Source organism: Luteococcus sanguinis, from assembly GCF_039527675.1.
GTDB lineage: Bacteria > Actinomycetota > Actinomycetes > Propionibacteriales > Propionibacteriaceae > Luteococcus > Luteococcus sanguinis.
Window position 1 is genome coordinate 68,364 of sequence record NZ_BAAAKI010000016.1, and the last position, 12,268, is coordinate 80,631.

General features: G+C 68.3%; 10 protein-coding genes. 5 read left to right on the forward strand and 5 right to left on the reverse strand.

Annotated elements, in window-relative coordinates; genetic code table 11:
* Nucleotides 1–108: 108 nt before the first annotated feature.
* Nucleotides 109–1,578 carry a protealysin inhibitor emfourin gene (locus ABD089_RS11355; RefSeq protein ID WP_343886524.1) on the forward strand — a complete coding sequence of 490 codons (1,470 nt, stop codon included), beginning with the start codon at nucleotides 109–111 and terminating at the stop codon, nucleotides 1,576–1,578.
* Here ABD089_RS11355 and ABD089_RS11360 read toward each other — a convergent pair whose 3' ends face one another.
* A complete protein-coding gene (locus tag ABD089_RS11360) occupies nucleotides 1,579–3,009 on the reverse strand; it encodes an MATE family efflux transporter (RefSeq protein WP_343886525.1) in 1,431 nt (476 codons plus the stop codon).
* A gap of 152 nt (nucleotides 3,010–3,161) precedes the next feature.
* Between ABD089_RS11360 and ABD089_RS11365 the strand changes: the two genes are divergently transcribed.
* Together ABD089_RS11365 and ABD089_RS11370 are read left to right on the forward strand one after the other, a co-directional pair.
* Entirely contained in the window at nucleotides 3,162–4,595 is a 1,434-nt protein-coding gene (locus ABD089_RS11365; RefSeq protein WP_343886526.1) for an APC family permease, read from the forward strand.
* 110 nt (nucleotides 4,596–4,705) lie between these two features.
* Nucleotides 4,706–5,902: a dicarboxylate/amino acid:cation symporter gene (locus tag ABD089_RS11370; protein WP_343886527.1), complete on the forward strand. Its 1,197-nt coding sequence runs from the start codon at nucleotides 4,706–4,708 to the stop codon at nucleotides 5,900–5,902.
* 168 nt (nucleotides 5,903–6,070) lie between these two features.
* Here the strand turns inward: ABD089_RS11370 and putP are convergent, their stop codons facing one another.
* A complete protein-coding gene (gene putP / locus ABD089_RS11375) occupies nucleotides 6,071–7,585 on the reverse strand; it encodes a sodium/proline symporter PutP (RefSeq protein WP_343886528.1) in 1,515 nt (504 codons plus the stop codon).
* 137 nt (nucleotides 7,586–7,722) lie between these two features.
* Between putP and lipB the strand changes: the two genes are divergently transcribed.
* Together lipB and lipA are read left to right on the forward strand one after the other, a co-directional pair.
* On the forward strand, nucleotides 7,723–8,604 hold the full coding sequence (gene lipB, locus ABD089_RS11380) for a lipoyl(octanoyl) transferase LipB (protein ID WP_343886589.1): 882 nt from the start codon (nucleotides 7,723–7,725) through the stop codon (nucleotides 8,602–8,604).
* Nucleotides 8,601–9,521 (forward strand): lipoyl synthase, encoded by a 921-nt coding sequence (lipA, locus tag ABD089_RS11385; RefSeq protein ID WP_343886529.1) that lies wholly within the window; start codon nucleotides 8,601–8,603, stop codon nucleotides 9,519–9,521. Before lipB ends, lipA begins: the two co-directional genes overlap by 4 nt.
* Nucleotides 9,522–9,542: 21 nt before the next feature.
* Here lipA and ABD089_RS11390 read toward each other — a convergent pair whose 3' ends face one another.
* The 3 genes from ABD089_RS11390 to ABD089_RS11400 form a co-directional block, all read right to left on the reverse strand.
* On the reverse strand, nucleotides 9,543–10,880 hold the full coding sequence (locus tag ABD089_RS11390) for an MFS transporter (RefSeq protein WP_343886531.1): 1,338 nt from the start codon (nucleotides 10,878–10,880) through the stop codon (nucleotides 9,543–9,545).
* Nucleotides 10,877–11,275 carry a hypothetical protein gene (locus ABD089_RS11395; protein ID WP_343886532.1) on the reverse strand — a complete coding sequence of 133 codons (399 nt, stop codon included), beginning with the start codon at nucleotides 11,273–11,275 and terminating at the stop codon, nucleotides 10,877–10,879. Before ABD089_RS11395 ends, ABD089_RS11390 begins: the two co-directional genes overlap by 4 nt.
* A 209-nt stretch (nucleotides 11,276–11,484) precedes the next feature.
* Nucleotides 11,485–12,168, reverse strand: a complete 684-nt coding sequence (locus ABD089_RS11400) for a hypothetical protein (protein ID WP_343886533.1) — start codon at nucleotides 12,166–12,168, stop codon at nucleotides 11,485–11,487.
* Nucleotides 12,169–12,268 lie beyond the last annotated feature (100 nt).

The window sequence follows — 12,268 nt, forward strand, 5'->3', positions numbered from 1 at the left end:
GGGCTCTGGGGCACTTCTGCGCAAGCGAGGGTGACGATTCCAGCGCCCCTTCGATGCCACGGGCCGGGACTCGCGAAAACTGTCAGTGCTGCGATGCAGGCTTGAGCCATGACCACCCCCAGAACCGTCTGCTCGATCATCCCGCCCTACCTGCTGGATCATGTGGCGCGTTCCGGCGACGACGCCCTCGCCGCGGTCGCCCAGCGCACCCGCGCCCATGACGAAGCCTTCCGCGCCGAACGTGATCCCCAGGCCGAGCGGCTGCAGATCGAGCAGAAGTCCCGCACCACGGCGAAGTCCACGGCCAAGAAGGCCGCGACGGACGACGGATCGGGCCCGCTGCGCACGATCGGCGACGCCGAGAACACCGAGAAGCTCCCGGGCAGGACCGTCCGCGCCGAGGGCGAGAAGGCCACCGGTGATGCAGCCGTGGACGAGGCCTACGACGCGCTGGGCGCCACCTGGCAGTTGTACGACGAGGCCTTCGGACGCGACTCGATCGATGACTCCGGGCTGGCGCTGCTCGGGACCGTGCACTACGGAACCGACTACGACAATGCCTTCTGGGACGGCGAGCAGATGGTCTTCGGTGACGGGGACGGCACCATCTTCAATCGCTTCACCGCCAGCGTCGACGTGATCGGCCACGAGCTCACCCACGGGGTCACCCAGTACACCGCCGCGCTGGTCTACCAGGACCAGCCGGGCGCGCTGAACGAGTCGCTCTCGGACGTCTTCGGCGTGATGGTGGCGCAGCACGCGGCGGGCCAGAGCGTCGAGGAGGCCGACTGGCTGGTGGGCGCCGACCTGCTCGCCGCCGGCGTCAAGGGGCGCGCCCTGCGCGACATGGAGAACCCGGGCACCGCCTACGACGATCCTCGGCTGGGCAAGGATCCCCAGCCCGCGCACATGGATGACTATGACGACACCACCGACGACAACGGCGGCGTCCACATCAACTCCGGCATCCCCAACCGCGCCTTCGTGATCGCCGCCAAGGCCTTCGGCGGCAACTCTTGGGAGGGCGCTGGGCTGGTCTGGTACGACGTCCTCACCGGCGACCGCATCCAGGCCCGCTGCGACTTCGCCACCTTCGCCCAGCTGACCGTCGACGCCGCGACCCAGCGCTTCGGCGAGGAGGGGGCGCAGAAGGTCTCCGCCGCATGGCAGGCGGTGGGCGTCACTCCCTCGGCCACGAAGAAGGCCAAGGCGCGCAAGGCGACAAAGAAGTCGGAGAAGGAGAAGCCCTCCGACTCGTCCACGACGCAGACCGAGGCGGCGGCGGCCGACCCGGCCACCCCGGTGCAGGTGACCCGTTCGGGCGGGTTCGCTGGTCTGGTCCGGCGCCGGGAGACCACGCTGGGGGAGTTGCCGGACGACGACCGCGAGCACTGGCGACACCTGCTCGGCCGTCCCGGGTTGCGGGAGTTCGCCGCGGAACGTGTTCGTCCCGATGCCTTTCAGTACCGCGTGTGCTGCGATCCGGTCGACCTGGACGTGACGATGGCCGAGCACGCGCTGCCAAAGACGGTCCGGTCGCTGCTGGACCGCACGCTGTCCGAGGGCGAAGAGCGTTAGTCAGACGGCGATGACGGCCGCTGGCCGCACCGAGGCGAGGTAGAGCCGCTCGCGGCGGCGTCGGGCCAGGAGCATCGCGCCGGCCAGGAAGGGCCCGACGACGACATAGCAGGCCCACGCGGCGGTGAGGTGGCCACCGAAGCCGAACAGCACGATGGCGATCAGCCCGGCGGCGGTCCAGTTGGACACTCCCTCGATCACCAGCGGGCTGACGGTGTCGCGCATGCCGCGCATCGCGCCGGACTGCTGGATCGCGATCGCCCAGAAGGGCTGGGTGAAGACCATGACGTGCATGGTGCGCACCCCGAGGTCGACCAGCGCCGGATCGTGCAGGAAGAAGCGGACGATCGGCTCGGCGAACACCCACAGCGCCACCGCCACGATGCACACCAGGGCGACGCCGTCGCGGGTCGCCATCCGGGTGATGGTCATCGCGCGGGGTACGTCGCCGGCGCCCAGCGCCCGTCCGAGCATGGACGTGTGGGCGATCTGCACCCCGAAGCCGACCAGGAAGGCCATGCTCATCAGCTGGTTGACGACGCGGTGCACGGCCAGCTCGTCGGTGCCGACGTGGCTGATCATCATCGTCACCGCCAGCCAGGCGGTGGAGATCAGCAGTTGTTCACCAGCCGCTGGGACCCCCAGCCGCAGCACCTCGCTGATCAGCTCGCGTCGAGGGCGCCAACCCTGTCGCCCGGCGATCGTCATGCCGCGACGTCCCTGCCACAGCGCCGCCACCAGCAGACACAGCCCCACACCACGCGAGACGAAGGTGGCCCAGGCAGCACCCGAGACACCCAGCTCGGGGAGGGGCCCGCGTCCCTCGATCAGCGCCCAGGCCAGTGGGACATTCAGCACCGCCGCCACCATCGTCGCCACCATCGGCGTCTTTGAGTCACCGGCACCGCGCAGCGCACCGCCCAGCACGTCCAGGCCGACGATCACGCCGGCGGTGCCCATGGTGATCCGCAGGTAGCTGACCGCCAGCGGGGCCGCCTCGGCGTCCAGGCCGAAGCCCGCGACGATCACCGGGGCGCCGACGATCCCGACCACCACGAAGGGCAGCGCCAGGATCCCCGACCAAACCAGCGCCTGGCGGGCCAACTGGGAGGCCCGATGCGTGTCCCCGGCCCCGATGGTGTGCGCCACCAGGATCGAGCACCCGACGCTCAGCGCCGCCAGAGAACTGAGGACGATGAACATCACCTGCAGCGACGCACCCACGGCGGCCAGGGCGGCCGCCCCGAGCCCTGCGACCAGCGCGGTGTTGGCGAGGTCGAGGCTGAGCTGCAGCACCTGTTCAGCGATGATCGGGCCAGCCAGCCGGTGCAGGCGTCCCCGCAGGCCATCCATGGGGGGCAGCTGCGTCGGGGTCGGTGCGGCGTCCAAGGACGGGCCGGTCGAGACGTCATCGGAAGGGGTGGAGCTCACTGGGGCAATCCAACCACCGACACCGCGCTCCTCCCAGCGGAAGCCAGCGACCCCTCAGGCAGCGCGCGTGCCTCACCAACCCTCAAGTGAAGATCATGTTTCGGTGCGCAAGATGCTTGCACAACAGGGTGGGCAACCCTGAGGGTGTCCGCATGACCTCTGTAGCCCCCAACACCGAGGGTCGCTCCGGCGAACCCGCACTGAACCGCGTCATCGGCCCGGGCTTGTTGTTGCTGTTCATCATCGGCGACATCCTGGGCACCGGTGTCTACGCCCTGACCGGCAAGGTGGCTGCCCAGGTCGGCGGAATCGTCTGGCTACCCTTCCTGTGCGCGTTCATCGTCGCGCTGCTCACCGCCTTCAGCTATCTCGAGCTCGTCACCAAGTACCCCCAGGCCGCCGGCGCTGCCCTGTACACGCACCGTGCGTTCAAGAGCGGCTTGTTCACCTTCATCATCACCTTCACCGTCATGTGCTCCGGCCTGACCTCGGCCGCGTCCGCGTCCAAGGCCTTCGCCGGCAACCTCGCCCACGTCATGGGTTGGACGAGTGCCGAGACCGGCAACGGCCTCAAGATGCTGGCCGCAGGCTTCATACTGTTGGTGATGGCGGTGAACCTGCGCGGTGTCTCCGAGTCGGTGAAGATCAACGTCGTCCTCACCGTGATCGAGCTCTCGGGCCTGGTTCTGGTGCTGGTGGTCGGCGCCTGGGCCATATCCCACGGGCAGGGCGACTTCTCCCGGCTGAACGACATCAACATCCCCGACGGCAAGACGGCCTTCAGCTCCGTGACCGCGGCCACCGCCCTGGCCTTCTTCGCGATGGTCGGTTTCGAGGACTCGGTGAACATGGCCGAGGAGACCAAGGATCCGGTGCGCACCTTCCCGAAGATCCTGCTGACCGGTCTGTGCCTGACCGGCGTGGTCTACGTCCTCGTGGCGATCACCTCCATCGCGCTGGTTTCTCCCAGCAAGCTCGGCGAGGGTTCCACCCCGCTGCTGCAGGTGATCCAGGCCGGCGCCCCCAACTTCCCGACCGGCCTCTTCGCCCTGATCACGATGTTCGCGGTGTCGAACACCGCCCTGCTGAACATGCTGATGGCCTCCCGCCTGCTCTACGGCATGGCCCACGAGCGGGTGCTGCCGGCCCAGCTCGGCAAGGTGAGCGCGGCCCGCAAGACGCCGTGGGTGGCCATCATCTTCACCACGCTGGTCTGCCTCGGCCTGATCTGGTTCAGCAACCTGACCGCCCTGGGTGGCACCACCGCCCTGCTGCTGTTGTGCGTGTTCACCGTCGTGAACGTCGCCGTGCTGGTGCTGCGCAAGGACGTCAAGGACGTCAAGCACTTCAAGACGCCGACCATCGCCGCCGTCCTGGGCGCCATCACCGCCTTCTTCCTGGCCAGCCCCTTCTCGGGTCGCGCGAGCGCCGACTACAAGGTGGCCGGGTGGCTGCTGCTGGTGGGCGTCGTTCTCGGTGTGATCACCTACCTGATCAACAAGTACGTGTATCACCAGGACACGCGCTTCCACGACGTCGAACACCTCGGCGACATCGATTGGGAGGAAGAGCACCCCATCAGGTGAACGTGCGCTCGCACGTGGTCCCCGCGTGCGAGGGAGCCAGCGAACGGGTCGGACGAGTGTCGTCCGACCCGTTCCGCCTTCCTGGCCTCGGAATTCCCTATTGTGCGTCCATGACCACCCCGAAGCTTGGGCTGCTCCCCAAGATCCTCATCGCGATCATCCTGGGCATCATCTGCGGACTGTTTCTGCCCACCTGGCTGGTGCGGGTCTTCGTGACCTTCAACGGCCTGTTCGGGAGCTTCTTGTCCTTCATGATCCCGCTGATCATCCTCGGCCTGATCGCCCCCGCCATCTCCGAGCTCGGCACCGGTGCCGGCAAGTGGCTGGGCATCACGGCCGCCATCGCCTACGGATCCACACTCTTCGCGGGCTTCATGGGCTGGGCGGCCGCGTCAGCCTTCCTGCCGAGCCTGCTGCGCGGACGTGAGGCGGCCTCCTTCGACAACCCGGAGGACGCGCTGCTTGCCCCATACTTCACCGTCGAAATGCCCCCGGCGCTGAGCGTGATGACCGCGCTGGTGCTGGCCTTCGTGGTCGGCGTGGCCCTCACCGTCGTGAAGGGCGACACATTGCTGAAGGGCTTCGTGGAGTTCCGCGAGATCGTCAACAAGGTGATCGTCGCGATCATCATCCCGCTGCTGCCCCTGTACATCTTCGGCATCTTCCTGAACATGACCAAGGTGGGCGAGGTGTGGGCCATCATCACGACCTTCCTCGGCGTCATCCTGCTGGTCTTCGCGCTCACGCTGACCCTGCTGCTGATCCAGTACTCGGTGGCGGGCGCGATCGCGCACCGCAACCCGCTGACCATGCTCAAGACGCTGCTGCCGGCCTACATGACCGCGCTCGGCACCTCCTCCTCGGCGGCGACCATCCCGGTCACGCTGCGCCAGACCATCAAGTCCGGCGTCGCGGAACCGATTGCCTCCTTCGTCATCCCGCTGTGCGCCACGGTCCACCTGGCGGGGTCCACCATCAAGATCACCGTCTTCTCTCTCGCAGTGATGATGCTCTACGGCATGGAGATCCGTCCGATGGCCATCGTCGGCTTCATCTTCATGCTGGGCATCACCATGGTCGCCGCCCCCGGTGTGCCCGGTGGCGCGATCATGACCGCGGCTGGCCTGTTGGCGTCCATGCTGGGCTTCAACGAGGCGCAGGTCGGCCTGATGATCGCCATCTACATCGCGATCGACTCCTTCGGCACGGCGACCAATGTCACCGGTGACGCGGCCATCGCCCATGTCGTCGCCACTCTGGCCCGTCGAGCCAACCATCCGGGCGCCACGTCAGCCACCCCTGCCTGACCCCACCAACACCGACCCGGCCAGCACCAACCCGGCCAGCACCAACCCGGCCAGCACCAACCCGACAAGCACCGCCCCCAAAGCACGAAGAACGCCCGCCCAGCGCGAGACGGCCCCTGATCGGGACCGGATCGCCCTGGGCGGGCGTTCTTGGCGGGCGCGGCAAACTCAGCCAGCGGCGCGCACCTCGGCCAACGTCCGGTCGAACTCGTCCTCGATCTCCGTGTTCGGCCGCCACGTCACGCGGCTCACCAGCCAGGCCACCAGCAGGTTGCCGAGGAAGCCCGGGACGATCTCGTAGAGGTCGAAGATGTGGCCCGGACCACCGGCGATGTTGCCCCAGATGCCCACCAGCACGGCTCCGGTCACCATGCCGGCGAGCGCACCCATGGCGGAGAGCCGGCGCCAGAACAGGGTCAGCAGGGTGATTGGGCCGAAGGAGGCGCCGAAACCAGCCCACGCGAAGGCCACCAGCGACAGGATCGTGTCGTTCTGCGTCCACGCCATCAGCATCGCGACCAGCGAGACGATCAGCACGGCCAGTCGTCCGAGGGCCACGAAGTGCTTGTCGGAACGCTGGTCACGCCCCAGTGCCTTGTAGATGTCCTCCACCAGCGCGGACGAGGTGACCAGCAGCTGGCTTGAGATCGTGGACATGATCGCCGCCAGCACCGCCGCCAGCATGAAACCGGCGATCAGCGGGTGGAACAGTATCTGGCCCATCTTGATGTAGATGGTCTCTGGGTCCTCCAGCTTCATGCCCTGCTTCTGGTACCAGGCAACGCCCACCATGGCCGTCGCGACCGCACCGAGGACGGCGAACAGCATCCAGCCGATGCCGATCCGGCGCCCCATCTTCGCCTCGCCCGTGGTCCGCAGGGCCATGAAGCGGACGATGATGTGTGGCTGGCCGAAGTAGCCCAGCCCCCACGCGAGGGCCGAGACGATGCCCAGCAGCGCGACGCCCGTCATCGGGTGCGGCAGCAGGGCCAGTCGGTCGATGTTCGCAGCTCGGTCGGATTCACCCACCAGGCGCGAGAGCTCCCCAAAACCACCCAGACGTACCAGGCCGACCACGGGGACGGCGATCAGCGCGAGCGCCATCATCGCGCCCTGCACGAAGTCGGTGTAGCTCACAGCGAGGAAGCCGCCGAACAGCGTGTAGGCCACCGTCACGCCGGCGACCACGAGCATCCCGGTGCGATAGCCCATGCCATAGGAGGATTCGAAGAAGACGCCACCGGCGACCATGCCGGAGCTGACGTAGAAGGTGAAGAAGACCAGGATGATCACGCCGGAGGCGATGCGCAGCAGCCGGCTGGAGTCCCGCAACCGGTTCTCGAGGAAGCTCGGGATCGTGATCGAGTCGTTCGCGACCTGGGTGTAGGCGCGCAACCGGGGGGCCACGAACTTCCAGTTGAGCCAGGCGCCAACGGTCAGGCCGACGGCGATCCACGCCTCCACCAGACCGGCGGCGTAGATGGCGCCCGGCAGGCCCATCAACAGCCAGCCCGACATGTCCGCGGCTCCGGCCGACAGCGCGGCGACGGCGGGGGAGAGCTCACGTCCACCGAGCATGTAGTCCGACAGGTTGTGCGTCTTGCGGTAGGAGTACCAACCGATGGCCAGCATGGCGGCCATGTAGGTCACCATGGCCAGGGTCTGGAAGGCGGTGTCACTCATGTGGGGCACCTTTCGCGTCCAATGGTCCCGGGGGTCGGGATGACGAAAACCTACCGGAGTGGGCTTCGCGGGGGGCGCGTATGCTCACGCGAGTGACTTTCGCCCCCCAGCACGAGTTCCCCGGTCCGTCCAGCGCGCTGCAAGGGGCGGAACCGCTGGAGTTCGAGTACCTGGGGCTGGCGGACGAGCCGCCCACGCTGGTCGAGTACCACCGCGGTTGGGACATCCAGAAAGAGCGCCACGCCCGCGTCGCCGCCCGCGAGATCCCCGGCCGGGTGCTGTTCGTGGAGCACGAGTCGGTCTACACGGCCGGCCGCCAGACCCGCCCCGATGAACGTCCCTTCGACGGCACGCCCGTGGTCGACGTCGACCGCGGTGGCAACATCACCTGGCATGGCCCCGGCCAGCTGGTCGGCTATCCGATCGTGCGGCTACCCGACCGGGTCGGCGTCGTCGACCACGTCCGGCGCGTCGAGCAGGCCGTGATCGAACTGTTGGCCGACTACGGCATCGAAGCCGGACGCGTGCCCGGTCGCACGGGCGTCTGGCTGCCCGCGGACGACCCCGCGTCCGTGCCGGTCGTCGTCCCGCCGACCCACCACCACGCCGCCAGCACCGAACGGACGGGCAACTACGTCCCCGGCCTCGCCGGCGCGCCCGGTGCCCCCGGGCTGCGGATCGTGGGCGTCGAGGGTCACACCCCCGACGTCCTGGTGCCGCAGCACGTGGGTGTGGTGGGGGCTCGTCCGTTGCGTCCGGAGCGCAAGATCTGCGCCATCGGCATCCGCGTCACCCAGCGCACCACCCTGCACGGCTTCGCGCTGAACGTCACCAATTCCTCGTCGGGCTTCGACAACATCGTCCCCTGCGGCATTGCGGACGCCGGGGTAACCTCCATGGAGCAGGAGCTGGACGGGCCCGCTCCGACGCTGCTCGAGGTGGCCCGCCGCCTCCAACCACTGCTCGCGCAACACCTGACCCGTCAAGGGCACCTCACCTCGGAAGGACCCCTCTCGTGACCATCGCTCCCGAAGGACGCCGGCTGCTGCGCGTCGAGGTCAAGAACTCCCAGACTCCGATCGAGCGCAAGCCGGAGTGGATCAAGACGACGGCCACGATGGGGCCCCAGTACAAGGACCTGCAGCAGCTGGTGAAGGGCAACGACCTGCACACCGTCTGCCAGGAGGCGGGCTGCCCCAACATCTTCGAGTGCTGGGAAGACCGTGAGGCCACCTTCCTGATCGGCGGCGACCAGTGCACCCGTCGCTGCGACTTCTGCCAGATCGAGTCCGCCAAGCCCGAGGGCTACGACACCGGCGAGCCCTTGCGCGTCGCCGAGAGTGTCCGGACGATGGGCCTGAGGTACGCCACCATCACCGGCGTGTGCCGCGACGACCTCGAGGACGAGGGCGCCTGGCTGTACGCGGAGACCATCCGCAAGGTGCACGAGCTCAACCCCGGCGTCGGCGTGGAGATGCTGGCGCCCGACTTCAGCGGACGCCCGGAGCTGCTCGGCCAGCTCTTCGATGCTGCTCCCGAGGTCTTCGCGCACAACGTCGAGACCGTCCCGCGCATCTTCAAGCGCATCCGTCCGGGCTTCCGCTACGACCGCTCACTGGACGTGATCACCCAGGCGCGTGCGCGTGGCCTGGTCACCAAGTCGAACCTGATCCTGGGCATGGGCGAGACGCGTGAGGAGATCTCCGAAGCGCTGCAGGACCTCTTCGACGCTGGTTGTGAGCTGATCACGATCACCCAGTACCTGCGCCCTGCGGTGACGCTGCTGCCGATCGACCGTTGGGTGACTCCCCAGGAGTTCGACGAGCTGGCCGAGGAGGCGGAGGAGATCGGTTTCTCCGGGGTGCTATCGGGGCCGCTGGTTCGTTCGTCCTACCGAGCCGGACGCCTCTACCGCCAGGCCGTCGCGGCCCGCTGACCCTTTGCGCCCAGGGGGGTGTCAGGCGGGGGCCCTGAGCGCGAGCTCGGTGCCCGCGTCGAAGGTCTCCCGGCCGATCCGGGCGCTGGCCGCCCAGAAGCCGACCCCAATCGCCAGGTAGAACAGGCCGATGCCGGCCAGCAGGGCGCGCGAGGCGCCGTCGGCGGGCAGCAGTGCGGCAGCGGTGACCGCGCCGACCACCACGCCGGCGTTGAACAGCGCGTCGTAGACCACGAAGACGCGGCCCTTGAACTCGTCGTCCGTGTGCGCCTGGACGATGGTGTCGATGCACACCTTGAGTGATTGGGCGAGCAATCCGATCAGCGGGGACGCGAGCAGCAGCACCGTCGGGTGAAGGACGCTGCCCGGCCCCAGCTGCACGGCGGCGGATGCGAGCAGGGTGACGACCACGGTGGCGCGCATCCCGATCCGGTGCGCCACCGGGGGGACGACCGCCACCGAGAGCGCGAAGCCGGCGGCGCTCAGCGCCATCCAGCCGCCCACGCCGGCCATCGCCCCGCCCAACTGCGTGGCGTCGTGGAAGTGGTTGCGGAACAACAGGATCACCGTCGTCAGCGTGGCGCCATAGCCGGCCCGGACGAGCGTGATGGTCGCCACCCCCAGAGCCGCGGGTTGGCGTTCGCGCAGGTGACGCAGGCCACCGGCCAGTGCATGCCAGGTCTCGGACGCGCGGGTGACCCGCGAGATCGTCAGTGGTCCAAAGGCGTGCCGCGGTACCCGGCTGGCGAGTGCCACGGACCCCGCCCACAGCAGGGCCGCGAACAGGAAGATGCCCGCGTCGGCGCGATCGGTGGACGTGAACTGTGCCCCGATCATCCGGATCGTCGCCGCGACAGCACCGCTGGCCAGCAGGCCCAGCGGACCCACCATCGGCATCAGCGCGCTGGCGGTGAGGAATTCGTCCTCGCCGATGGTGTGCTGGAGTGCGGCCGCGAGCCCTGCCAGCAGGAAGCGGTTCAGTGCCAACGCGACCATCAGTGCGGCGAAGAGGGCGGCCTGTGAGGAGGAACCGTTCGCATCGCTCCCGACCAGCACCGCGACGACGACGGCCAGCGCGCAGCGGACGGCGTCGACGACAACGGCCACCTGCCGGCGCTGCCAATGGTCGAGCAGGCCGCTGACAAAGGGCCCGACGACCGAGAAGGGCAGCAGCGTGATTGCGAGCATCACGGCCACCGACCAGGCATCCGGCTGGTCGGCCGGGTTGAACAGGATGTGGCTGGCCATGCCGACCTGCAGCGCGCCATCGGCGCTCTGGGTCAGTACCCGGACGCCGAGCAGGGTGCGGAAGCGGGGGTGACGCAGCAGGCGCCGCAGGTTCGAGAAGGTCGAGTTCACCCCGCGTCCAACCGCCACTGGAGGAATTCCGACAGGTCGCCGGTCTCCCCGTCGCGTCCACCTCGGCCGACCTGCAGGGACGGCGGGGTGGGCGTCAGCTTGGCCCCGCGGAATCGGGACAGCACGCCCCCGCCAGGGACCGTCATGACGTAGTACTCACCGCCGGTGCCGATTGCGAGTGAGTGGTTTCGGCGCAGGTACCAGCCGGACTGGTCGGTCTTCACCTCGCCGCCTCCGATCAGGGTTGCGCGCAGGGGTTCGGGGCGGACCCCGCGAGCATTGGCCTCGGCGACGAAGTCGTCGATGAGCTTCTGTGCGGCGATGGCCTCGTTGCGGGCTGCCGCTTCGCTCAGCTCGACCCGTCGGCGGGCATCATCTCGGCGCTGGTTGGACATGGCTTGAGCCTAACTCTCGCCGAACATGGCACCAGGGGGCTGCTGGTCACCCCCAGCAACCCCCTGGGCGCTTTTGGATCGCTCAAATCGGGGCTCTCAGGACCTCTCCGACGTGATGTCTGCGATGTGTTGAGTATGGCACCAACCGAGCGGTCAGCAAAGCGGAACTGAGAAAAACCGAAGAATGGACTTCGGGCTGCAGCCAGAGCTCACGCGACGTCCCCAGCATCTGATGTGTGGGCACGAATTCGCGCGATCGCACGGCGACACCTGTCTCGAACTGCGTCGCCACTGAGACCACGCATCCCACCCGCTTGGGTGCTCGTGATCCCCAGCACGTACACATCGCGTAGTAGTTCGACGGTGTAGGCGTCGACGATTCCCACCCGGAAGGCGTCCGCGAGGAGATCCTCCGCGTGCGCGTCATGGTCGCCGGTCGCTGTTCGCAGGTGCCTCTCGTCGTGCGCGAGCGACTCCAGGCCAGCCATCGGTAGCTGCCGCCGATGGTCCAGCTCGGTAGCCGCGTGCCGACGGCAGGCGCGGGCGAGGTTCTCCAGCACATTCCCGGTCGAGCAAGGGCGGTGGCGCAGGACCCTTTCCCAGACCATTCCGAGGTGGTCGCCGACCTGTTCGCCTCGGCGCAGGGTCAGGCCCAGCTGGGGCAGCAAGGCCTGCAGCACCACGCGGGCCGCCGCGACGTCCCCGTGCCGGGCCAGACCGAGCAGGCGCAACGCCAGCAGGTCGTCCCCGCTCTCCAATCGCCCCAGGCAGACGACCGGCGTGCCCACCTCGGCACACCAGCAGTTCTCCGCCACCTGGCACCAGCACTCGAGCTCGCCGGCCTGCTCGATCGCCGTCCATTCACGCGCCAACCGCGCCTGCACCACGTCCATGGCCCCACTCCATCGAGCAGGTGTTGTCCAAAGTGTTGTCCGGACGCTCTCGGCTGTCGACCCCTCGACAAGTTCGGGGAACGGGAAGGGATCGCTCGGG

Excerpts from the sequence above, each read along its gene's own strand:
- ABD089_RS11355 (WP_343886524.1), top strand. The coding sequence starts at position 109 with ATGACCACCCCCAGAACCGTCTGCTCGATCATCCCGCCCTACCTGCTG.
- ABD089_RS11400 (WP_343886533.1), bottom strand. The coding sequence starts at position 12,168 with ATGGACGTGGTGCAGGCGCGGTTGGCGCGTGAATGGACGGCGATCGAG.
- ABD089_RS11365 (WP_343886526.1), top strand. The coding sequence starts at position 3,162 with ATGACCTCTGTAGCCCCCAACACCGAGGGTCGCTCCGGCGAACCCGCA.
- putP (WP_343886528.1), bottom strand. The coding sequence starts at position 7,585 with ATGAGTGACACCGCCTTCCAGACCCTGGCCATGGTGACCTACATGGCC.
- ABD089_RS11370 (WP_343886527.1), top strand. The coding sequence starts at position 4,706 with ATGACCACCCCGAAGCTTGGGCTGCTCCCCAAGATCCTCATCGCGATC.
- ABD089_RS11395 (WP_343886532.1), bottom strand. The coding sequence starts at position 11,275 with ATGTCCAACCAGCGCCGAGATGATGCCCGCCGACGGGTCGAGCTGAGC.